Origin of the sequence: Rhodococcus sp. PML026, assembly GCF_000963615.1 — a bacterium.
Lineage (GTDB): Bacteria > Actinomycetota > Actinomycetes > Mycobacteriales > Mycobacteriaceae > Rhodococcoides > Rhodococcoides fascians.
The window spans coordinates 697,303-719,059 of sequence record NZ_KQ031373.1; the positions used below are offsets into that span (position 1 = coordinate 697,303).

Here is a 21,757-nt window from a genome sequence, read left to right on the forward strand (position 1 = left end):
TCCGAGAAACGACTAAACGTCAAGAAAGCGAACATCTTTCGCGTTACGCGCGATGAAGCTTCGGCGGGCGGACACGTCCTCGCCCATCAGGACGCTGAACAGTTCGTCCGCGGCCGCGGCGTCGTCGAGAGTGACCAGACGAAGAACTCGCACTGCCGGGTCCATCGTGGTTTCCCACAGCTCCTTGGCGTTCATCTCGCCGAGGCCTTTGTAGCGCTGGACGCCGTCCTCGACGTTGATCTTGCGCTTGTTGGCGATACCGGCCTCGAGCAGACCGTCGCGCTCGCGGTCGGAGTACGCGAAATCCGGTTCGCCGCGGCTCCACTTGAGCTTGTACAGCGGCGGCATGGCCAGGTAGACGTGACCGTTCTCGATCAGCGGCCGCATGAACCGGAACAACAGGGTCATCAGCAGGGTGGAGATGTGCTGGCCGTCGACGTCGGCGTCGGCCATCAGCACGATCTTGTGATAGCGCAGTTTGGCGATGTCGAACTCGTCGTGAATGCCGGTGCCGAACGCGGTGATGATCGACTGGACCTCGTTGTTCTTGAGGACACGGTCGATGCGGGCCTTCTCGACGTTGATGATCTTTCCTCGCAGCGGCAGGATCGCCTGGAACATCGAGTCACGGCCGGATTTGGCCGAGCCGCCGGCGGAGTCGCCCTCCACGATGTAGATCTCCGACTTGCTCGGATCGTTCGAGCGGCAGTCTGCGAGCTTGCCGGGCAGGCCACCGATATCGGTTGCGCTCTTGCGCCGCACCAACTCTCGCGCCTTACGTGCGGCCATGCGGGCCTGCGCGGACGAGACCGCCTTGTTGATGATCGTCTTGGCATCGGCCGGGTTGGACTCGAACCAGTGCGAGAGGTGCTCGTTGCACGCCTTCTGCACGAACGAGCGAATCTCGGTGTTGCCGAGCTTGGTCTTGGTCTGGCCCTCGAACTGCGGCTCGCCGACCCGCACCGAGATGACGGCGGCGAGGCCTTCACGGATGTCGTCGCCGGTGAGCTTGACGTCCTTTTCCTTGACCAATTTCTTCTCGATGGCGTACTTGTTCACCGTCGACGTCAGCGCGGTACGGAAACCCTCTTCGTGGGTACCGCCCTCGTGCGTGTTGATCGTGTTGGCGAAGGTGTGCACCGATTCGGAGTAACCAGCGTTCCACTGCATGGCGATCTCGACCTCGTGGCCCTCACCCTTGCCGGTGAAGCCGACGACCGAGTTGTGAATCGCGGTCTTGGTGCGGTTGATGTGCTTGACGAAGTCCACCAGACCGTCGGGGTAGTGGTACGTCCGCTTACGAACCTTGGCCGGCTTCGCGTTGGCCGCGTCGGCCTGCTCTTCCTCGGCGGTCTTGGGTGCCTCGGCGGTCTCGCCGAGTTCTTCCTCGGTCGCGTCGGTGGCCGCCACTCGCTCGTCGGTGAAGTTGATGGTCAGTCCCTTGTTGAGGAACGCCATCTCCTGCAGGCGACGATGCACGGTCTCGAAGCTGTAGTCGAGAGTCTCGAAAATCTTGCCGTCGGCCCAGAACCGCACCGTGGTGCCGGTCTCCGTGGTGTCGCCGACGGTCTCGAGCGGGCCGGGCTTGGCGTAGTCGTATGTCTGCTTGTAGCGGTGACCGTCACGCGCGATCTGCAGTTCGACCTTGGTCGAGAGTGCGTTCACGACGGAGATACCGACGCCGTGCAGACCGCCGGAGACGGCGTAGGAGTCGGAGTCGAACTTGCCACCGGCGTGCAGCTGGGTCATGACGACCTCGACGGTGGGAACACCGGAGGAGTGCATGGCGACGGGGATGCCGCGGCCGTCGTCCTTGACCTCGACGCTGCCGTCTTCGTGGATGGTGACGTCGACGGTGGAGGCGTAGCCGGCCATGGCCTCGTCGACGGAGTTGTCGACGACCTCCCAGATCAGGTGGTGCAGGCCTCGTTCACCGGTGGAACCGATGTACATACCGGGCCTCTTACGGACTGCTTCCAGGCCCTCGAGGACCGTGATGGACGAAGCGCCGTAATCCTTGCTGTTCTCACTGTTACCTGACTTCTGGGCAGCCACGGTTAGCTGGTTCTCCTTCTACGCGTCCACTACCCCGCTCACACCTGCTGTAGGTGCTACCGCAGGGTCGGCACGGTCGTTTCCGCCGTGCTCGGTCCATGCGTTTGTTCCGGGCTTGATGTCGTACCGGTCCATAGTACTGGGTGGCTGCGACAGCATGGGGACGATGACACCCCTAAAAGGCCCCTGATTGCTTCACAGGCGCATTTTCTCGACATCGGACGACAAAGATGAAGGGTAAAACCGGCGATTCGGCTACAGATCGAGGACGATCCGTTCTCCGTCCGACCGCGAGACACAGATCAACATCTCGTGCCGCTGCTCCTCGGTCGTCAACCGATTCTCTCGATGCTGCGGTGTTCCGCTGAGCACTCGCACCCGACACGTGCCGCAGAAACCCTGCTGGCACGAGTACGCGACATCCGGCCTGATGCGTCGAATGGCATGCAGCGCAGTCTCTTCCGCACCGACCGACAGAATTTCGCCGGAATCGACGAGCTGCACTTCGAATTCCGTCCCGTTCTTCACCGGCGGCGGTGAGAAGCGCTCGAAGTGCAGATGCGTGGCCGGGAGGGCGTCGAACGAGGCGCGAACGAGGTCGATCATCGGCGGCGGACCACATACGTAGACCGAACCGCCGGGGGCCGTCGAGCCCAACAGATCCATACTCGACGGCATGCCGTCCACGTCGTCGGTGCGCACGGTGACCCGGGCGGGATCCCAGCCCTCGATCTCGTCGAGAAACGGCATCGACTCGCGGGAGCGGCCGCAGTAGACGAGGTGCCAGTCCATGCCCAGATCGCGGGCACGGCGCACCATCGAGATGATCGCGGTGATGCCGATTCCACCGGCGACGAATACTGCCTGTTCGGACGGTACGAACGGAAACCCGTTGCGCGGCCCCCTGATCGACACCGCAGTGCCGACCGTCAGCGCGTGCATCTCCGGAGATCCGCCGCCGCCGTCCGGCACGAGTCGTACTGCAATCGAGTACGTGTCGTCACTGGGCAATCCGCACAGGGAGTACTGCCGTCGCCGACCGGACGGGAGGTAAAAATCCAAGTGCATTCCCGGTGCCCACGCCGGCAGAGCCGACCCGTCGGCGGCGGCGAAGGTCAGCTGGACGACCTGTTCGTCGATGCACAGAACGTCACGGGAGACCAGTGTCAGTTCTCGGGTACGCGCGACGGGAGGCGCCGCGAACGAGGCGTCGTACTCACCGTTGTCGAGGAGGGCGAACCACTTGTCCAGTGCATCGGTGACCAGCGACACCGTCTGATCCGGCTCGTCACGCCCGTACAGATTCTGTGGAATCGTGCGGCCTACTCGGAACGAGTCGACCTTTCGAGCCATCGCGTCGAGCCTGCTCCGCAACGTGCGTTTGGTCATCGATCAGCGGACCGCGCCGCCGGCGAGGTGGCGAGATACTGCACGGCCTGGGCCGTCGAGCCTTCCTGAGACGGGTGATATGTGCTCTTGAAGTACCGCAGGGACGCCTTGACCATGGACATCGGCGTCGGAAACAGACCGGACTTGGCGACCCGTCGGAATTCCCGGAACGACGGCGTGCGCTCCTTCGGCGACAGATGCGCCAACGTCGGATCCTGGCTCATGAGGTAGCGCACGCCGCGCGTCCAGAACCAGACGAGAGTGGGTGCAATGACCACGTAGGTACGGATACGCCGGGCCGGCCGAACGTCGAAGTAGCGCATCACCTCGTACGCCACCGAACGATGCTCCACTTCTTCGGCGCCGTGCCACCGCAACAGATCGAGCATGACCGGATCGACGTCGGCTTCGTCGAGTTCGCGCGCGTTGAGGACCCAGTCGCCGAGAAACGCGGTCAGATGCTCGGCAGCTGCGATCAAGGCAAGACGCTCCACCAGGCTGTTCTGACCGTGGCCCGAGCGATTGCCGAGTGCGCGACCGAACAGGAACTTCATCTGGTCGACGTACGGATCGACATCGATGCCGTGGGCTCGAAGCTGATCGTGGACCTCGGTGTGGGCCTGTGCATGCATGGCTTCCTGGCCGATGAAGCCGATCACGTCGTCGCGCAACTGATCGTCGTGGATGAGCGGCAACGCCTCTTTGAACGTGCGCACGAACCACTCCTCACCCTCGGGCAGAAGCAGGTGCATCACATTGATCAGGTGGGTGGCCAGGGGATTGCCGTCCATATAGTGCAGCGGCAGAGTTTCCCAATCGAATTCGACGTTCCGAGCGTGCAGAACCACTCTGTCTTCGGGGGTCCCATCGACGTCGACCGCCGTTGTCGACGCCTTCTTCGTAGGTGCAGACACAACTTCTCCTCGTCCGATGGCCGCATGGAACAGTATTCGGTCCCCCGACCGTTGCGTGTCCCGAATCACGCTACGCATACCAACTGTCTCACAGCAACACTGCCCCCAACATCTGTTGAGGATCACCTGGACCAGGGGCTACGTCGAACGCGCATTGGGAACAGTCACTATCCGTAGGTGTCCCGCGGACCACGACCTTTGACGTGGCGCTCGCCTTTTCGCCAGCTCTGCGTCGTCGGCCCGGTGATCCGAAGCGACGTCACCACACCGTGGCCCACCGCCGCCGCGATCTTCGCCAGAATCTGCGACTGCATCAATCGGAGCTGCGTCGCCCACGCAGTCGACTCGGCGGAGATACTGAGCACTCCGTCCTTGAGGCCGGTGGGGTCGGCGTGCGCCGAGATGTCCTCACCGACGACGCTGGGCCACCGCCCCAGCACGGCACCCTCGGATACCTTGGCCGACCAACCACGCTTGGACGCGATCGAGTTCGCCAGTGCGCCGAACGCCTGCGGATCTCGATCGTCGGGGCCCGCCCCCGACCAACCCCGTCGTCGACGCCCCCGCAGTGCCCGGACACCCCCGGTCGGTGACGAACGACCTTGACCGACCGACTTGCCGCTCGCCTTGGCCGCGGCCCGGGCATCTTCGAGCGCCCGACGCGCAAGGTCGACGCCCTTCAACTCCGGCTGCTCATCCGGTGCCGATGAGTTCGTGTCGTCGCTCATGACACCTCACTCTCCGACGTCGACAGCTCGGTGATGGTCGAAATACGGCCTGCCGCACCGGAATCGGATTCCTGACGTGCCTCGACACCGTAGCGTCGTGCATCCAGTTCGGGTGGCACGTCCTCGGGAACCGCGGCGGTGATCAGTACCTGTTCCGCGTCGGCCGCGACCGCCGCCAGGGCCGTGCGCCGCTTGCGGTCGAGCTCGGCGAACACGTCGTCGAGCATCAGGACGGGGTCGGTCCCGTCCTCGCGCAGCAACGAAAAGGAGCCGAGCCGAAGAGAGAGTGCGTACGACCACGATTCACCGTGGCTGGCAAAGCCTTTGGCGGGTCGGTCGCCGAGCATCAATTCCAGATCGTCTCGATGGGGACCGACCAGACACACCCCACGTTCGATCTCTCGCTGCCTCATCACCGAAAGTTGGTGCAGGAAAGCAGCTTCCAGCACGTCGTCGTCGTCGGACTCCGGTGCTCGGCCGGCATCGGAGAATTCCGGCGGCAGTGCCTCGGCGAGGCTGCATCGATAGGACAACGTGGCGAGCCGCGATTCCGGCGCGATCGACTCGTAGGCCTGCTGCACGAAGGGCATCAGCTCGTGTACCAAAGATATTCTGGCCGACAGCAATCGGGCTCCGTGGGCGGCAAGATGGCCGTCCCAGACATCGAGCGTGGCCAGAGCGCTCGAGCCGTCGCTGGACGACGAGCCTCGGCGCAACGCCCCGCTGGCGGTCTTGAGCAGTGCCGACCGCTGACGCAGCACCTTGTCGTAATCTGCACGCACAGCGGCCATTCGAGGAATTCTGGTGGTGAGCAGCTCGTCCAAATACCGCCGGCGCTCGCTCGGGTCGCCGCGCACCAGAGACAGGTCCTCGGGTGCGAACAACACACTCTGGAGTACACCCAGAATTTCTCGTGGCCGACGCAGCGGAGACCTGTTCATCCTCGCCTTGTTCGCCTTGCCCTCGAGCAGTTCGACGTCGATGATCAACTCGCGTCCGTGGTTGACCACGGCGCTGCCGACGAACGCGGTGGACGCACCTGCCCTGATCATGGGCGCATCGGTCGAGACCCGGTGCGAGGACAGCGTCGACAGATAACCGAGTGATTCCAGCAGGTTGGTCTTACCGTGTCCGTTGGGCCCGACGAACACGGTCGATCCCGGGCCCAGGTCGACGATGACGTCGTCCCAGGACCGGAAATCGTGAAGTTGCAAAGACCGGACGAACACTTACTCGGTGTTCTTCGGCGCGGGTGCGCGCAGTGTCTCGTCCGCATCCGCCTTCTTGACGGCATGCCCGCCGAACTGGTTCCGCAACGCCGACACTGCCTTCATGGCAGGCGAATCTTCTTGTCGCGAAGCGAATCTCGCGAACAGAGCTGCGGAGATGACCGGGGCGGGTACGGCATGCCGAATGGCCTCCTCGACGGTCCATCGACCCTCGCCGGAGTCCTCGGTGTACCCCGAGATCTCACTGAACTCCGGATCCTGACCGAGTGCCTCGACCAACAGATCGAGCAGCCACGACCGCACGACGGTGCCCTTGCTCCAGGCCCGCAGTACGCCCTGCACGTCCTGCACCAATTCTTCGGCCTCGAGGATTTCGTAGCCCTCGGCGTACGCCTGCATCAGACCGTATTCGATGCCGTTGTGCACCATCTTCGAGTAATGCCCGGCACCGACAGGACCGGCGTGGACGAAACCGTCCGCGCGCTCCCCTTCCGGACGCAGGGCGTCGAAGATCGGCATAGCGCGTGCAACGTGCTCGTCGTCGCCGCCGACCATCAGGCCGTAGCCGTTCTTCAATCCCCAGACACCGCCCGAAACTCCGGCATCGATGTACCCGATTCCCTTGGCGTCCAACAGTTCTGCGTTGGGCTTGTCATCGGTGAAACGCGAGTTTCCACCGTCGATCACCAGGTCGCCCGGTTCGAGAACATCCCCGAGCCCGGTGATGGTGTCCCGGGTGATCTGGCCGGAGGGCACCATCACCCACACCACTCGGGGAGCGGTGAGGGATTCCGCGAGACCGGCGAGTGACGGGGTGTCCGTCACCTCGGGCCTCGGGTCGTAACCGATGACCTCGTGGCCGTGCTCGCGCAGCCGCTCGCGCATGTTGAAGCCCATTTTTCCGAGACCGACCAAGCCCAGCTGCATGAGGAAGCGTCCTTGTCTGTGTCAGGTGTAATTCCGGTCGAGCGGGAGTGGAGTCGGCGGAACGACTCGTCCGATCCCGCAACTTCAACAGTAACCAGGCAGGATCAGCCCGGCAGCCTGACCGGCATCAACAGATAGGTGTATTGGGACTGAGGCGCCGCGAACTTGCCGGAATCGTCGGGCACCAGCTCCTCGTCCGACGTCGGACGCAGCACTGCAGGCCGACTCGGGGTGGTGAAACCGAACGTGACCTTCTCGCTGTGCAAGGAGGACAGGCCGTCGATGAGGTACCCCGGATTGAACGCGATGGTGAGCGCCTCACCCTGGAAGTCGGCCGGCAGAGCTTCCTCGGCGCGGCCGGCATCGTCGCCGCCGGCCGAGAGCAGCACACCTTCGGCGTTGAATTCCAGACGCACCTGCGCACCGCGTTCGGCGACGAGTGCCACGCGCTTGATGGCCTCGACCAGCGGCGCGATCTCGAGTGTTGCGACGGCGGTGTGTTCTGCCGGGAGCAACTGACGGAACTTCGGGAATTCCGCATCGAGCAGTCGAGTGGTCGTGCGGCGCCCGTCACTGACGATTCCGAGCAAACCGTCGCTCCCGATGGAGGAACCCGAACCGAGAGCGAGCTCGACGGGCGAACCCGCGTTGCCGCCGAGAGTCTTGGCCGATTCGGACAGGGTCTTCGCCGGAATCAGCACTGCGGTGGTGGTGTCGGCGCCGGCGGGAGTCCAGTCGACCTCACGAACCGCCAACCGGAATCGGTCGGTCGCAGCCAGCACGACGTTGGTGCCGTCGATCTCGACACGAATACCGGTCAGCATGGGAAGCGTGTCGTCCTTGCCGGCCGCAATGGCGACCTGGGCAATTGCCTCGGAGAACACATCACCGGCCAGCGAACCGGTGTTGCTGGGCAACTCGGGTAGCTGAGGATAGTCCTCGACCGGCATCGTCGGCAGCGAGAATTTTGCGCTTCCGCAGTTGACGAGAACGCGGGTCCCGTCGACGGTGACGTCGACGGGCTTGTTCGGCAACGACTTGGTGATATCGGCAAGTAGCTTGCCCGACACCAGAACTCGTCCTGCGGTGGCCACCTCGGCCGATACCTTCACCTGGGCGGAGACCTCGTAATCGAAGCCCGAGACCGTCAGACCCTGTTCGTCGGCAGCAAGCAGAACGCCACCGAGAACGGGAACGGGCGGCCGGGACGGCAGGCTGCGGGCCACCCACGCCACGGAATCGGAAAAATCTTCACGAGCAACGCGAAACTTCAAACTTCCAAGCTCCATCGCTCGGCATTTCCTCTCGTTCGGGGCATTCGTATGCACAGTCGAGCGGTGCGACCACGATCGTCGCGGCTCCAACCGATGCAACGACGAGTCTGGCACATCCAGCGCAAGCACACCGTATGCCCTTCGAGACGAAGTTGAAAGCTCGGGCGAGGCCGCGAAGGGCACCGATGCGGTCGTCGGAAGGGGGCTGTGAACGGATCGTTCCCCAACACCTGTTTTCAAAGAAGTTCTTTCAAGGAGAAAACAGAAGTATTAATAGGTCCTGTGCAATCTGTGCATGGAGCCCTCGCGACGCTGGTGGCTAGGCGTGGTGTCGTGGGGATGAACTCGGGACCAATCTGCGGTTGACGGACGGCTGCCTGTGGACCAATCGCATCGGTGCACAGGCGCCCACATTCCATCCCCAGAAGTCGACGGTTGTCCACATGGTTATCCACAGGTGTGAATCAATGGTCGACGGCTCCGAAATGTCATCCGATTCGGCCCGGAATCGGCCCGGATTCGGCGCGGAATCGACCCAGATTCGATCCGGAATCGACTGGAGATCGTGTTCGATCGATGCCCGAGTCGAACCGAGGCGGCAGCGATCACCGACGAAAACGGCGACGGCGCCGACCCCCGCGATGGGAATCGGCGCCGTCGCCGTCGTTGCCGAAGGACTGTGGAGCTATCGCTTCGAGCGCTGCTTGATGCGGGCCGTCAACTCCTGGACCTGGTCGTAGACCTTGCGACGCTCGGTCATTTCCTTGCGAATCTTCTTGTCCGCGTACATCACCGTCGTGTGATCTCGGCCGAACGTCTGACCGATCTTCGGTAGTGACAGGTCGGTGAGCTCTCTGCAGAGGTACATCGCTATCTGCCTGGCCATGGCCAATGCTCGGGCCTTACCCGGCCCGCACAGGTCCTCGATGGAGGTGTCGAAGTATTCCGCGGTGACGGCCATGATCGTGGCCGCGTTGATCTCCAAGCTGGACGAATCGGGAATCAGGTCACGTAGGACGACCTCGGCGAGGGTGAGGTCGAGGGCCTGTCCGTTCAACGAGGCGAATGCCGTCACGCGAATGAGGGCGCCTTCGAGCTCGCGGATGTTGCGCTCGATGCGGCTGGCGATCAGCTCCAGGACGTCGTGCGGCACGTCGAGTCGGTCCATCCGAGCCTTCTTGCTCAGGATGGCGATTCGCGTCTCGAGCTCCGGTGGCTGGACGTCGGTGATCAGGCCCCACTCGAAGCGGGTGCGCAGCCGCTCCTCGAGGGTCGCCAACTGTTTGGGTGGTCGGTCGGACGAGACGACGATCTGTTTGTTGGCGTTGTGCAGCGTGTTGAAGGTGTGGAAGAACTCTTCCTGGATACCTTCCTTGCCCTCGATGAACTGAATGTCGTCGACCAGCAGCACGTCGGTCTCGCGGTAGCGGCGCTTGAACGCCACCTTGCGGTCGTCACGGAGACTGTTGATGAAGTCGTTGGTGAATTCTTCGGTGGAGACGTACTTGACGCGCATGCCCGGGAACAGGCGCTGCGCGTAGTGCCCGGCCGCGTGCAGCAGGTGCGTCTTGCCCAGGCCCGACGCCCCCCACACGAACAGTGGGTTGTACGCCCGGGCGGGTGCTTCGGCGATGGCGACCGCGGCGGCGTGCGCGAACCGGTTGGAGGCGCCGATCACGAACGTGTCGAAGGTGTACTTCGAGTTGAGGCTGTTGGCACCCGACGACGGTGGCGTCGACTCCGGTGGTTTGGTGAAGTACGTCGGCCACGAGTTCTGGACACTGGCGAGGGCTTCCCGCTCGTCGTCCACTTCCTCGTAATCGGCGGTCTCGGAATCCGACGGCTCGTCGTCTCTGCTGGTCAGGACGCGACGCCGGTACGTCGGGGAACTGACGGCATCGGGATACGTCGAGCGCTCGGTTTCGAGCTTCTCGTCCTCGGGCGCAGAGATACGAACGCCGAGACCTTCGACACCCTGTCCCAGATGACGCCCCAGAGCTCCCAGGATGGGTTCGCGCAGGTCACGTTCGATCGCTTCCTGAGCGAAGGTCGACGGGACGGCGAGCAGAGCGAAGCCCTGAGTCAACGTGAGCGGTTTGACCAGCGCGAGCCAGGCCTTCTGGCCCTTGGTCAGCGGCGACCCACTGTGTCGGTCGGACGTCAGCTCCGCGACTACCTCGGGCCAGATGCGCGCAAGCGCATCCGGATCGTCGTTCACGTCGATCCCTCCGTCGTCGAGCTTGTAGGTCTCGCCGGACTCCGACAACCGATTCGGTGCGGCGTTTCGAACCCGCGCAACCGCGTCGTCGGATAGCGTCGTCGATCGTGCGCCTCCGTGGCCGAGACAAGGGTCCTTCGGTGGACCCCGCAAGGTACGAATATGCCACCTGAACTGTGTTTCCACACAATTATCCACAGGTGTGGATAAACGACACCGATGTGAGCCCAACCGTCACCGACTGGCGTGGTATCACGAATACGACAGTCTGACCTGCGGCGATAGCCATTGTCAGTCGTTCGATCGCAGCAACGACCAGTTGCGCGGCGCTGCGGAACGACAGATATTGTCGACTCTTCGCCCCGTCCGAGGTCTCGTCGTCCGTGGCCTGTGTATGAATCGACGGATCGGTCGATGTCGAGCGAGTTTGACCACCGGTGACTCGATCAGTACTCTCGAACAGTCACCCAATAGCGAGGTGGCCGATGCTTGCTGGCTGCTCACAGTCTGTCTTCACTCGGATTTCTCGCTCGGGAGGCTAGCGAGTTCATCCGAACTCGCTGAGAACCTTTACAGCAGGCGCCGACAGATCGGCGTCTTCGAATCTCGAGGAGTGTTGACCGTGGCCAAGGGCAAGCGGACGTTCCAGCCGAACAATCGCCGCCGCGCGCGCGTTCATGGCTTCCGTCTTCGTATGCGTACCCGTGCGGGTCGTGCAATCGTTTCCGCACGTCGCGGCAAGGGCCGCAAAGAACTCACAGCCTGATAACCGTTCGTCCGAAGCTTGGAGCTCGGGATGCTTCCTGAGCCGAATCGGCTGCATCGCGCACGTGACTTCACCGTGGTGATGCGTCGAGGACGCCGAATGGGTAGATCAGACCTGGTCGTACACGCAGTTGCGCGTCACGAGCAGGACATCGCATCCACCGTTCATGGGCCACGTTTCGGATTGATCGTCAGCAAGGCAGTCGGGCCGGCCGTAACTCGTCATCGAGTTGCGCGCCGGCTTCGGCATATCTGTGCCGAGGTTATCGACGGGCTCGCGGTGAACACCGACGTGGTCATTCGAGCACTTCCAGATGCTGCGCACGCATCCTCGGCAGATCTACACGTTCAACTGCGTTCAGGTTTGAAGAAGCTCGGTCTACTCGAAGCTCCGAAGGGTCCGCCGTCATGACATTCATGGGCAACCTTCGTTCCATTCCTGCTCGAACCCTCGTCTACTGCATCGTGTTGTACCGGACCTATGTGTCCCCGATGCGGCCCCCTACCTGTCGCTTCTCCCCCACCTGCAGTGAATACGCCATCGAGGCGCTCCAGGTGCACGGGATGCCGAAGGGCTCGCTCCTGGCAGTCGTCCGCCTCCTCAAATGTGCTCCCTGGCACTCTGGAGGCTGGGACCCGGTGCCCGAACCCGGTAGGTGGCGCGCAACCGTCACCGAGCTGACCGAAACCGAAGAACACCACGATCTCCTGCGAGTGGAAGAACAGAGGAGTACATAGAGCCGTGCTCGACTTCATTTACTACCCGGTTGCCTGGATTCTCTGGGTGTGGCACAAGGTGTTCGGCTTTGTGTTCCAGGATCCCAGCAATGGCTTCGCCTGGGCATTGTCCGTCGTCTTCCTCGTCTTCACCCTCCGGCTGATCCTGTACAAGCCCTTCGTCAAGCAGGTCCGCACGACGCGGCAGATGCAGGAACTGCAGCCGCAGATCAAGGCGCTGCAGAAGAAGTACGGCAAAGACAAGCAAAAAATGGCCGTCGAGATGCAGAAGCTGCAAAAAGAACACGGCTTCAACCCACTGATGGGCTGCCTCCCCGTGCTGGCACAGGCACCCGTCTTCATCGGCCTGTTCCACGTGCTTCGCTCGTTCAACCGCACCGGCACCGGTTTCGGTCAGCTCGGGCTGACGCCCGAAGAGAATCGTGAGCTGTCGAACTACGCGTTCAACGTGTCCGATGTGCAGTCGTTCCTCGATGCTCGTCTGTTCGGTGCACCGATCTCGGCGTGGATCACGATGCCGCAGGATCAGCTCAACGCCTTCGCTGTGGGTCCGGGAGCAACAATTCCGTCCACATGGGTCATCGCGGCCGTATCCATCCCACTGATGATCATCGCGGCGATCATGACTCACCTGAACTCACGTGCGTCGGTCGCACGTCAGAGCGCTGCCGCGGCAGCAAACCCGCAGTCCGCAATCATGAACAAGCTTGCGCTGTACGTGTTCCCGCTCGGCGTCCTCGTCTTCGGCGCATTGCTTCCGATCGCCATCCTGCTGTACTGGGTCAGCAACAACACCTGGACCTACGCGCAGCAGCACCTCGTGTTCGGCAAGATCGACAAGGAAGAGGCCGCCAAGGTAGCGGCCGCCGTCGAGAAGCGCTCGGAGAATGCGCCCAAGCCAGGAGTGAAGCCGGTCTCGACAACCAAGCCCAAGCCCGGTGCTCGGCCGAAGCTCTCGAAGATGGCACCGACAGGTGAAGAGTCCTCGACCGATGCCGGAACCACCGGGACGGACTCTTCGTCAGGGTCTGCCACGCCGAGCAAACCGCGACCGCAGGCGAACAGGAACAAGTCGACCAAGCGCAAGCGGCGCTGACCGACACGTCGAGAGAAGGACGAACATGGCAGCGCACGCCGAAGAAGCACAGAACGACGAAGTACGGAACGCAGCAGCTGGGGATGGAGTGGGTGACGTGATGGTCGAGACCGATCAGGTGAGTGCCGTCGAGACGGAGTCCGACGACGAAGCTACCGTCGACGACGCCGTGCAGAAGACGCCGTCGGCTCCCACGAGTGTCGATGACGTTGCGGACTCGAACGACGACGATTCGGATGAGGACGACGAAGACGACGAGGATTATTTGGTCGAGGAAGGCGAAATCGCCGGCGACTACCTCGAGCAGCTTCTGGACGTGCTCGACTTCGACGGAGACATCGACCTCGACGTCGAGGGTGATCGCGCGATCGTCAGCATCGACGGCGGGGACGATCTCGCCAAGCTCGTCGGTCGCAAGGGCGAGGTACTCGACGCTCTGCAGGAACTCACGCGTCTGGCTGTGCAGCAGTCGACGGGCGAGCGCAGCAAGCTGATGCTCGACGTTGCTGGGTGGCGCGCCAAGCGACGCACCGAGCTCGGGAACCTGGGTGCCGAAGCGGCACGTCGAGTACTCGAATCCGGAGAGCGTGAAGAACTGACTCCGATGACTCCGTTCGAGCGCAAGATCGTGCACGACGCAGTCGCCAAGATCGACGGCGTTGCGAGCGAAAGTACCGGCGTCGAACCCGCTCGACGAGTCGTCGTCGTCAAGGCATAACGACACTTTCGATAAGCGATGGCCCCCACTTCGGTGGGGGCCATCGTCGTTTGTGTCGAAAGCTCGGGCTTGAATTGCACGGATGTAATTCATGCAGTGCGTGGCCGATCGGATGGGCTCCGAGAGCGAAAAATAGAGGGCCCAGCGGTATCGGACGCTTTCGTCACTGTGACGGGTGGTTGCAGGGCGGCTCTGTCCGTGATTCCACGTGACGGACGATGTTTCACGTGAAACGAACGCTCGGGCAGATGTCGATCGATAGGTCGAGGCGGCTGCCCCCTTTCCGGCGGTCATATGCACGCCGATCACGCGACCGGATCGCGGCCCCGTTTGGTCAACATCCGATGATCGAGGAATGCTTCACAGCTTGGCGGGGTGAAGGTGTCAACCAACTCTTGGACCCCAGCCGATTGCGAGTAGTCGAGACCGCCCACCGTGCAAGCGCTCGGAAGCGCCTGCATAGTTCTTCGGCAACAACGCACGTGGTTGCTCAGTTCCAAGTCCGAGGAGGAATCAATCACGGTCATACAGCGGACTATCCGACCGTCGGTTCGCTTGCCGCGATGCGCGCCCGCGGCGAGCACATAGTGACCGTGGGCCCTTTCGCGACGATATGACAGGCGGGCCTCGGTGTAGCGGGCTGGCACACCGGGCTAGTCCATGACCTCGAACTCTGCTGTCGTGTCTGGAGAAGGTGTGCTCCTCACTTGCCGAGCCGGTGTCGGGTAGGGAACTGAGCCGATCGACGGACGGTGGGTTGTCACTGTGTTGTGCTTGCCGCGCGAATACTTCGAGGCATGAGGCGTAGCAGCTTCAGTGTGGGCCATGATGACCTCGTTCTGGAATGCAACGGCGGAGTGTCCCGGGGGCGGTCACGACGCAGGTTGGGTCGAATGAGCATGGTTGGTTCACCATGGCGTGACGTGTGGCGGCCGGCAGAGCGTAGTCACCTTCGGGCGCGTCACGCTCAGCGGGACTCGATACACCAGCATCGGATCGCGAATGTCTGCGAACGCAGGATCACCCATCGTGGGTGCGCCCCGGCGTCGCATCATGGACACGACGGTCGCGTAGGGAGAACCTCTTCCCCCCGGGTGACTTACGAGGGGTGCGGACGCGTGAGCGTGTTTCACGTGAAACAGTCGGGTTTCTGGCCGGTCGCAACCTATCGAGACTGGGCTCGATTGGACTGATGCCGGCTCGCCCTATGCTTCCGACCCCAATTGCTCGAGGAGGGATCGACGTCGCCGCTCTCGATCGCCGTGCAGGCGTCGTCCTCGAATTGCGTCTGCGGGTGATGTGGTCCAACCGATCGGAGGCAACCGACGGTCGCCTGCGAATCTGACGTCCAGATTGATCGTCGGCAACACCCGTTGTGGAACTTGGTGCCGTGCCCGACTGACGGTCATCGACACTACGGTGACGTCGACGGCGAACGTGACCCGCAGAGAGTCGGATCGTGTTTCACGTGAAACACGATCTAGGGCACGATCCTGCCGTCGCAGCGTCCAACGGTCTTGAATACGCTCCGGCCGGTGCTCACGACATTCGGTGGGCCCGGCCCGAGGAGCATTCCGAACCGGGCGTCGATCTTGCGACCGGTCGACCGGTGCTCGCGACAGCCGGCGCTAGGCGGGCGCGAGGAGCAGTCCGAGCCGCGCGACATTTAGCGACAGTTCAAACGATGCCCGCAGCTGTCCAGTTGTATCCGAAAGCGTGGGCACGCCGATCGCCGACGACGCCACGGCGGGTGCTCGCAACATCCGGTCCCAACGAGGGGGTGTGGGGTCGGTTTCGAGCTGGGTGCTGTGGGGCCAGGCGGCGCCCGGGAATGAACGTGACGCCTAGTGGGCTCGGTCGAGGCAACATCGATTGCGGTGTCAGTCGGGGACGAATCTGCCGACGCTGTCCGACCAGAGCGAGCTGTCCGGTTTCACGTAAAACGGCGGGGGGGGCGCGCCCGACAGCACGGACACTGCTATCAGAGTCACGACTCGTCTCGACGAAATGGTTGCTCAAACCCAGGGTGGGACGGACGGATGCACTTCAGTGAACGCAGTCCTCAACGCCGTCCTTGGGGTGGCCTCATCGGATCGCCGGATTCTGTTGGACCCGTGATGGCGGTCGGGTCAGTGTGCCGGTGGGGTGCTTCCCTCGGCGAGCTCGCCGAGTGCCTATGGAGCAAGGGTCAAAGGCGCGCCCGTGCCGAGGACCCACGACGGCAGTGGGCGTAGGGCAGCGATGTACTTGGAGTCCCCAGCCTGACGTGTCCTTATCGGATGGGCGACGGGAACGGCTCCTGTACCGGATGGGTCTGGCCGTACGGGCATCTCGTCCACCATCGCCGGGACGGGAAGTCCTAGTCGATATCACTTGGTGCGCGAGTTCTTTGGAGGGTGCTGAGGACCGTGGGTCGGTCGCTCGAAGTACACGCAACTGTCGCGTCCCCAGCCGTCGGACCCTGGCACGGTTTCACGTGAAACACCGACGTACTCAACAACGGCGAAGTGTTGGGAAAGATGAACCGTCCAATCGGGAGCGGGCGCGCGGACGGCGGTCCGGCTGTGCTCGACCCATCGAATCGTGACTCCAACTCCCGGAACCTCGCGATCTCGTTGACTTACAGAGGTGTCGTTTGGCGATCCGTGCCCGAGCACGGGATGATGTTTCACGTGGAACAAGAAGCGTCGGATAGCACCGAGTTGATGGCCGTCGCCGAGCAGATGTTCGGAGATCGACTGGATCTCGCTCGGAGATATCACGAGTCCTTGGCTACCGCCGGAGTCGAACGGGGGCTGATCGGTCCACGCGAAGTTCCGCGACTCTGGGAGCGGCATATCCTCAATTGCGCTGCGATCGGCGAGCTCATCGACGAGGGCGAGACTGTGGTCGACATCGGCAGCGGTGCCGGTCTGCCCGGTATCCCTCTTGCCATCGCTCGACCGGATCTTCGGGTGACGCTCGTCGAGCCTCTTCTTCGGAGAACCGTTTATCTGGCCGAGTTCATCGACGAGCACGATCTGAACGTGTTGGTCGTACGTGGGCGGGCCGAGCAGCCCGGCGTGAAGAAAGAAGCCGGCGGCGCGGATGTCGTCACGTCGAGGGCTGTGGCCCCGCTGGAGAAGCTCGCCAAATGGTCTCTCCCCCTCGTTCACGAACGCGGCCGGATGCTCGCGCTGAAGGGTTCCAGCGCGAGTGAGGAGATCGAACGCGACAGGACTTCCCTCACCCGTATGGGTGCTGGCAAGCTGGAGGTCGTGGAGTGCGGTGTCGGTCTTCTCCCGACACCCACCATCGTCGTCAGGGCAGTCCGTGAGCCGCGGCGGCTCAGTCGCCACTGATGATCGATTGCGGGAATCGCCCCGCGCCGTTTGTATCGAACGTAGAACACATTCAGTTCCGCACTAAGGAGCACATATGTCGGGTGGGTCGGATCCCGCTGTTTCACGTGAAACAGAGTCCAAGAAGAAGTCGTCGAACGCAGCCGCCAACAAGGCGGGGGTGACGAGTGGCTTCGAGTACACCAACTCGATTTCGACCGACGACACCCCGATCGGGGCCGCCGCGCACCGGGCCAGTCAGGTCCTTCACCCGGGATCGGTGACGCTGCCCAAGCCGGCGAAGCGCCGCATGCTGACGATTGCGAATCAGAAGGGTGGCGTCGGCAAGACCACGACGGCGGTCAACCTCGCAGCCGCACTCGCGCTCCAGGGCCTGACAGTCTTGGTGGTGGATCTGGACCCTCAGGGCAACGCCAGCACCGCACTGGGCGTCGAACATCATTCCGGTGTGCCGTCGAGCTACGAGGTGCTCATCGGCGAAGTGAAGGCCAAAGACGCGATCCAGCAGAGTCCGCACAGTGAGCGGTTGTTCTGCATCCCGGCAACGATCGACCTCGCGGGCGCGGAGATCGAATTGGTCTCGATGGTGGCCCGGGAAGGACGCCTCAAGACGGCGTTGTCGGTCGAGGAATTGGCCGGACTCGACGCCGATTTCATCCTCATCGACTGCCCACCGTCACTCGGTCTGCTGACTGTCAATGCGCTTGTGGCGGCCACCGAGGTGCTGATTCCCATTCAATGCGAGTACTACGCACTGGAGGGTGTGGGGCAGCTGCTTCGAAACATCGAGCTGGTTCAGTCCCATCTCAATCCTGAATTGCACGTCTCGACCGTCATCCTCACGATGTACGACGGCCGCACCAAACTGGCCGATCAGGTCGCCGAGGAAGTGCGGAAGCACTTCGGCGATGCCGTGCTGCGTGCCGTGATTCCGCGCAGTGTGAAGGTCTCCGAAGCACCCGGGTACGGCATGACGGTGTTGGATTACGACCCCGGTTCGCGTGGAGCAATGAGTTACTTGGACGCCGGACGAGAGCTCGCTGCTCGCTCGGCCGGCATCGACGCACGAAAGAAGTAGGACATGAGTCAAGCACGTAAGGGCGGTCTGGGGCGCGGACTCGCGTCGCTCATCCCCACGGGCCCCGATGCCGGACCGCGCCTCGGTAATGCAGCAGCCGACGTCATCATCGGTGCCGACCGCAACGCCAAGGACAAGCCGGACACGTCGACGAAGCCCAAGCGGGCAGCGGCGTCCGACGACACCACAGAGACCGCAACGGCACCTACTCCGACGCCGCCGGTGCTGAACGGGGACGACCTCTCCCCTGTCGGTGCCGTGTATCGGGAGATCTCGCCGGAGAGAATCGAGGCCAATCCCAAGCAGCCGAGGCACGTCTTCGACGACGAATCCCTTGCCGAACTGGTGCACTCGATTCGCGAATTCGGTCTCATGCAGCCGATCGTGGTGCGCCTCGTATCCGGTTCTGCAGCTGCAGGAGATGCCAAGTATCAACTCGTCATGGGCGAGCGGCGGTGGCGCGCGAGCCAGGAAGCGGGCTTGGAGAAGATCCCCGCGATCGTCCGGGAAACCGCAGACGACGCAATGCTGCGCGACGCACTGCTCGAAAACATCCATCGCGTGCAGCTCAATCCCCTCGAAGAGGCGGCCGCATATCAGCAGCTGCTCGAGGAATTCGATGTCACGCACGAGGAGCTCGCGGCAAAGATCGGACGCTCACGCCCCGTCGTGACCAACATGATCCGTCTGCTGAAATTGCCGATTCCGGTCCAGAGACGTGTCGCAGCCGGTGTTCTGTCGGCGGGACATGCACGCGCACTGCTGTCGTTGGACGCGGGATCGGATGCACAGGAATCGTTGGCTGCGCGCATCGTGGCCGAGGGTCTCTCGGTTCGAGCGACGGAAGAAGCCGTCACTCTCGCCAATCGCGAGGACGGTAAGTCCCCCGAACCGGCGGCGAAGCGCAAGCCGATCCAGATGCCGGGCCTTCAGGATGTGGCCGATCGTCTCTCGGATTCGTTCGATACGAGGGTGACAGTGAGTCTGGGTAAGCGAAAGGGCAAGATCGTCGTCGAATTCGGGTCGGTCGACGACCTTCAGAGAATCGTCGAGATGATGGAAGCTCAGAAGAAAAAGTAGCCCGCGTTTTTTCGGGACCAGTCATACCAGGGCGTAACGTCACTGTGACGTATATCGACGATGAGTGGTCCCGAAAACGGCAAGTTGGACCGAAAACTATTGTGATGCACTAGGTTTCGAGGATCTTCCCCGATCACCAGGTAGCGCGACCCCGTCGCCTATCCTGGTCGAGGAGAGAATCGGCTCCCCACCGAGAATCGAGCGGTGGAACGACTGCACGGAGGCTGAGGTACGCGGTGTCGGCGATGGTGACCGGAGTGACCCTCGGCTCGTTCGAACATCTGCCGGCACATTCTCGGCGGTGTAGCTTCTGGGTCCTCGATCCCACGTCCGACGGCGCGGCAGTGGACCTCGAATTCGAGAACGAGGTGTGGCTGTCGACGATCATGCTCGAGTGGGGATCGTGCGGGCAGCTGTTGTCCGTGGACGGCGACACGATCGGGTGTGCGCTGTATTGCCCGCCCCGCGCAGTTCCTCGGGCGTCGACCTTCCCTACTTCGCCCGTCAGTCCCGACGCGGTCCTACTGACCCAGCTTCGTATCGACTCCCCGGCCGATGCGGATCTGCACTCGGCAACCCTGATTCAGGCGGTGGTCGGCGATCTCGTCAATCGTGGTGTTCGTGCCTTGGAGGCCTTCGGCATTCGCCACAATGCGGACGACGCGTCGCCGGCAATTCCCAACGCGACGGCACATGCAACGTGCTCGGCTGCGACATGCATGATCGACGCCGACTTTCTGGAGAAGGTCGGCTTCGAGGTGGTGGCACCGCATCACAGGTTCCCGAGACTCCGCCTCGAATTGGATCGCGATCACGGGTGGAAGCAGGACGTCGAATCGGCGCTCGAGCAATTGCTGGTGGCGGCGAGTATCTCGGTGGTCGACATCGAACAGAAGTCGACGGTCGGAGCTCGCTGAACGACGGGCTCCGACCGGTGGCGCGGGCGGAGCGGGGGCGCCGTCGATCAGGGACGGTCGGCGGCTGCGAGTTCCTCGGCCAGTAGTTCAGCGAACGTGAACGTGCCGGTCGGTTGGTCGTCCTGACCCAGGAGGTACAACCGCTTGACGGCGATCAGGATTGCCTCGGCAATGATGTCGCGGAATCGCGGATCGCTCAGTACTTCGACGTCCGATTCGTTGGTGAGGTAGCCGAGGTCTATCTGGATGGTCGGCATGTTGGTGAGCCGCAACAGATCCCACGTGCGGCCGTGACTGCGGCAATCGAGAAGTGGTGTGCGAGCCACGATTTCGCGTTGCACGTAGCTGGTGAGGACCTGGCCGATCATCGAGGTGGATCCGTGCGAGTTACCGAAGTGGAAGCTGGCCACTCCGTTGGCCACAGGACTGGTGCTCGACGCGCAGCGCAGCGAGATCATCAGATCTGCGCCCCAGGCGTTGGCGGTTTCCGCGCGGTCGGCCACCGACGGGTTGGTGCCCCGTGCACGAGAGAGGAACGTTTCCATTCCGGTCGCCGCCATTCGGCCTTCGAGACGACTGGCCAGATCCCACAGAATTTCCGATTCGGAGACGCGTCCGAATGTGCCGTCGACGATGCGGCCGGTGTCGGCACCACCGAGATCGGGATCGATGACGATTCGCTTACCCGTCAACTGTGGGCCGGATTTGCGTACGAGTTCTTCTTCGCTCATCGCGTGGGGCGATCCACCGGTGACACGGGTTCCGAGGAGGTCGAGCGAACGCAGTGTCGCCGGGCCGCAGATACCGTCGGGTGCCAGACCGATCTCGCGTTGAAATGAAGACAGGCCCTCGTGCGTCTTCGGTCCGAAGAAGCCGTCGACGCGCTCGTTGTAGAAACCGAGGTCCTGCAGGCGTGTCTGCAGGGTAGCGACATCGTCGCCGTACAGCGGAGCGGACAGCTGGTAGATCAGCGTGCGGGCACCGAGGTGGTAGGACGCTTCTTTGAGGGCGCGGTACGTGGCCGGACCGACGAGGCCGTCGACCAGTAGGCCGCGATGCTGCTGGAACGCGCGCACGGCACCGTCGAGGGCCCGGTCGAATACCGATCCTGGGGCCGTCCAGTGGCCGTCGTCCATCGGGCCGGGCGGAACCACGGCCTCGTGGAGGAAACCGAGTGCCGAGAGAGTGCCGCGGACCTCGGCGACGGCGGGTCCGGAATCGCCGTGACTGAGCTCCTGCATCCTGGAAAAACCCTCTCGATCGTCCTGACGGTCAACACGCACTTCGATG

The 21,757-nt window shown here is 62.9% G+C and carries 18 protein-coding genes; 9 read left to right on the plus strand and 9 right to left on the minus strand.

What is annotated here, in order from left to right:
- Positions 1-12 precede the first annotated feature (12 nt).
- The 8 genes from gyrB to dnaA form a co-directional block, all read right to left on the minus strand.
- A complete protein-coding gene (gyrB, locus tag VF34_RS13980; protein ID WP_027494993.1) occupies positions 13-2,055 on the minus strand; it encodes a DNA topoisomerase (ATP-hydrolyzing) subunit B in 2,043 nt (680 codons plus the stop codon).
- A gap of 255 nt (positions 2,056-2,310) precedes the next feature.
- Positions 2,311-3,408, minus strand: coding sequence for a PDR/VanB family oxidoreductase (locus tag VF34_RS13985; protein ID WP_045841530.1), 1,098 nt, complete (start codon positions 3,406-3,408; stop codon positions 2,311-2,313).
- A 32-nt stretch (positions 3,409-3,440) separates the two neighbouring features.
- The gene (locus VF34_RS13990; protein ID WP_032371404.1) at positions 3,441-4,358 is read right to left on the minus strand and encodes a metal-dependent hydrolase; all 918 of its coding nucleotides are present in this window, start codon (positions 4,356-4,358) and stop codon (positions 3,441-3,443) included.
- A 167-nt stretch (positions 4,359-4,525) separates the two neighbouring features.
- Positions 4,526-5,086, minus strand: a complete 561-nt coding sequence (locus VF34_RS13995) for a DUF721 family protein (RefSeq protein WP_045841531.1) — start codon at positions 5,084-5,086, stop codon at positions 4,526-4,528.
- On the minus strand, positions 5,083-6,315 hold the full coding sequence (recF, locus tag VF34_RS14000) for a DNA replication/repair protein RecF (protein ID WP_045841532.1): 1,233 nt from the start codon (positions 6,313-6,315) through the stop codon (positions 5,083-5,085). Before recF ends, VF34_RS13995 begins: the two co-directional genes overlap by 4 nt.
- Positions 6,316-7,242, minus strand: a complete 927-nt coding sequence (gnd, locus tag VF34_RS14005; protein WP_027494998.1) for a phosphogluconate dehydrogenase (NAD(+)-dependent, decarboxylating) — start codon at positions 7,240-7,242, stop codon at positions 6,316-6,318.
- A gap of 104 nt (positions 7,243-7,346) precedes the next feature.
- Positions 7,347-8,531 (minus strand): DNA polymerase III subunit beta, encoded by a 1,185-nt coding sequence (dnaN, locus tag VF34_RS14010; RefSeq protein ID WP_027494999.1) that lies wholly within the window; start codon positions 8,529-8,531, stop codon positions 7,347-7,349.
- Between the two features lie 670 nt (positions 8,532-9,201).
- Positions 9,202-10,734: a chromosomal replication initiator protein DnaA gene (gene dnaA, locus VF34_RS14020; protein WP_027495001.1), complete on the minus strand. Its 1,533-nt coding sequence runs from the start codon at positions 10,732-10,734 to the stop codon at positions 9,202-9,204.
- A 622-nt stretch (positions 10,735-11,356) separates the two neighbouring features.
- Between dnaA and rpmH the strand changes: the two genes are divergently transcribed.
- The 9 genes from rpmH to VF34_RS14065 all read left to right on the plus strand — a co-directional run bounded on the left by rpmH (position 11,357) and on the right by VF34_RS14065 (position 20,467).
- Positions 11,357-11,500 carry a 50S ribosomal protein L34 gene (rpmH, locus tag VF34_RS14025; RefSeq protein WP_026347786.1) on the plus strand — a complete coding sequence of 48 codons (144 nt, stop codon included), beginning with the start codon at positions 11,357-11,359 and terminating at the stop codon, positions 11,498-11,500.
- Between the two features lie 30 nt (positions 11,501-11,530).
- Positions 11,531-11,911: a ribonuclease P protein component gene (gene rnpA / locus VF34_RS14030; protein ID WP_032400885.1), complete on the plus strand. Its 381-nt coding sequence runs from the start codon at positions 11,531-11,533 to the stop codon at positions 11,909-11,911.
- A complete protein-coding gene (gene yidD, locus VF34_RS14035; protein ID WP_027495003.1) occupies positions 11,908-12,237 on the plus strand; it encodes a membrane protein insertion efficiency factor YidD in 330 nt (109 codons plus the stop codon). The genes rnpA and yidD overlap by 4 nt, the downstream gene beginning before the upstream one ends.
- Before the next feature lie 4 nt (positions 12,238-12,241).
- Positions 12,242-13,333 (plus strand): membrane protein insertase YidC, encoded by a 1,092-nt coding sequence (gene yidC, locus VF34_RS14040; RefSeq protein WP_032400884.1) that lies wholly within the window; start codon positions 12,242-12,244, stop codon positions 13,331-13,333.
- 25 nt (positions 13,334-13,358) lie between these two features.
- A complete protein-coding gene (locus VF34_RS14045; RefSeq protein WP_032400883.1) occupies positions 13,359-14,051 on the plus strand; it encodes a Jag family protein in 693 nt (230 codons plus the stop codon).
- Positions 14,052-16,714: 2,663 nt separating this feature from the next.
- Positions 16,715-17,392 (plus strand): 16S rRNA (guanine(527)-N(7))-methyltransferase RsmG, encoded by a 678-nt coding sequence (gene rsmG, locus VF34_RS14050; RefSeq protein ID WP_032371601.1) that lies wholly within the window; start codon positions 16,715-16,717, stop codon positions 17,390-17,392.
- 76 nt (positions 17,393-17,468) lie between these two features.
- Positions 17,469-18,470, plus strand: a complete 1,002-nt coding sequence (locus tag VF34_RS14055) for a ParA family protein (RefSeq protein ID WP_027495008.1) — start codon at positions 17,469-17,471, stop codon at positions 18,468-18,470.
- Between the two features lie 3 nt (positions 18,471-18,473).
- Positions 18,474-19,550 carry a ParB/RepB/Spo0J family partition protein gene (locus VF34_RS14060; protein ID WP_032400882.1) on the plus strand — a complete coding sequence of 359 codons (1,077 nt, stop codon included), beginning with the start codon at positions 18,474-18,476 and terminating at the stop codon, positions 19,548-19,550.
- 236 nt (positions 19,551-19,786) lie between these two features.
- Positions 19,787-20,467, plus strand: coding sequence for a hypothetical protein (locus VF34_RS14065; RefSeq protein WP_032373407.1), 681 nt, complete (start codon positions 19,787-19,789; stop codon positions 20,465-20,467).
- Between the two features lie 47 nt (positions 20,468-20,514).
- Here the strand turns inward: VF34_RS14065 and VF34_RS14070 are convergent, their stop codons facing one another.
- Entirely contained in the window at positions 20,515-21,708 is a 1,194-nt protein-coding gene (locus VF34_RS14070) for an N-acetylmuramoyl-L-alanine amidase (protein WP_032400881.1), read from the minus strand.
- Positions 21,709-21,757: the final 49 nt, after the last annotated feature.

Excerpts from the sequence above, each read along its gene's own strand:
- rnpA (WP_032400885.1), top strand. The coding sequence starts at position 11,531 with ATGCTTCCTGAGCCGAATCGGCTGCATCGCGCACGTGACTTCACCGTG.
- VF34_RS14055 (WP_027495008.1), top strand. The coding sequence starts at position 17,469 with ATGTCGGGTGGGTCGGATCCCGCTGTTTCACGTGAAACAGAGTCCAAG.
- VF34_RS14045 (WP_032400883.1), top strand. The coding sequence starts at position 13,359 with ATGGCAGCGCACGCCGAAGAAGCACAGAACGACGAAGTACGGAACGCA.
- VF34_RS13995 (WP_045841531.1), bottom strand. The coding sequence starts at position 5,086 with ATGAGCGACGACACGAACTCATCGGCACCGGATGAGCAGCCGGAGTTG.
- rsmG (WP_032371601.1), top strand. The coding sequence starts at position 16,715 with ATGTTTCACGTGGAACAAGAAGCGTCGGATAGCACCGAGTTGATGGCC.
- VF34_RS14060 (WP_032400882.1), top strand. The coding sequence starts at position 18,474 with ATGAGTCAAGCACGTAAGGGCGGTCTGGGGCGCGGACTCGCGTCGCTC.
- gnd (WP_027494998.1), bottom strand. The coding sequence starts at position 7,242 with ATGCAGCTGGGCTTGGTCGGTCTCGGAAAAATGGGCTTCAACATGCGC.
- yidD (WP_027495003.1), top strand. The coding sequence starts at position 11,908 with ATGACATTCATGGGCAACCTTCGTTCCATTCCTGCTCGAACCCTCGTC.
- VF34_RS14070 (WP_032400881.1), bottom strand. The coding sequence starts at position 21,708 with ATGCAGGAGCTCAGTCACGGCGATTCCGGACCCGCCGTCGCCGAGGTC.
- dnaN (WP_027494999.1), bottom strand. The coding sequence starts at position 8,531 with ATGGAGCTTGGAAGTTTGAAGTTTCGCGTTGCTCGTGAAGATTTTTCC.
- VF34_RS13985 (WP_045841530.1), bottom strand. The coding sequence starts at position 3,408 with ATGGCTCGAAAGGTCGACTCGTTCCGAGTAGGCCGCACGATTCCACAG.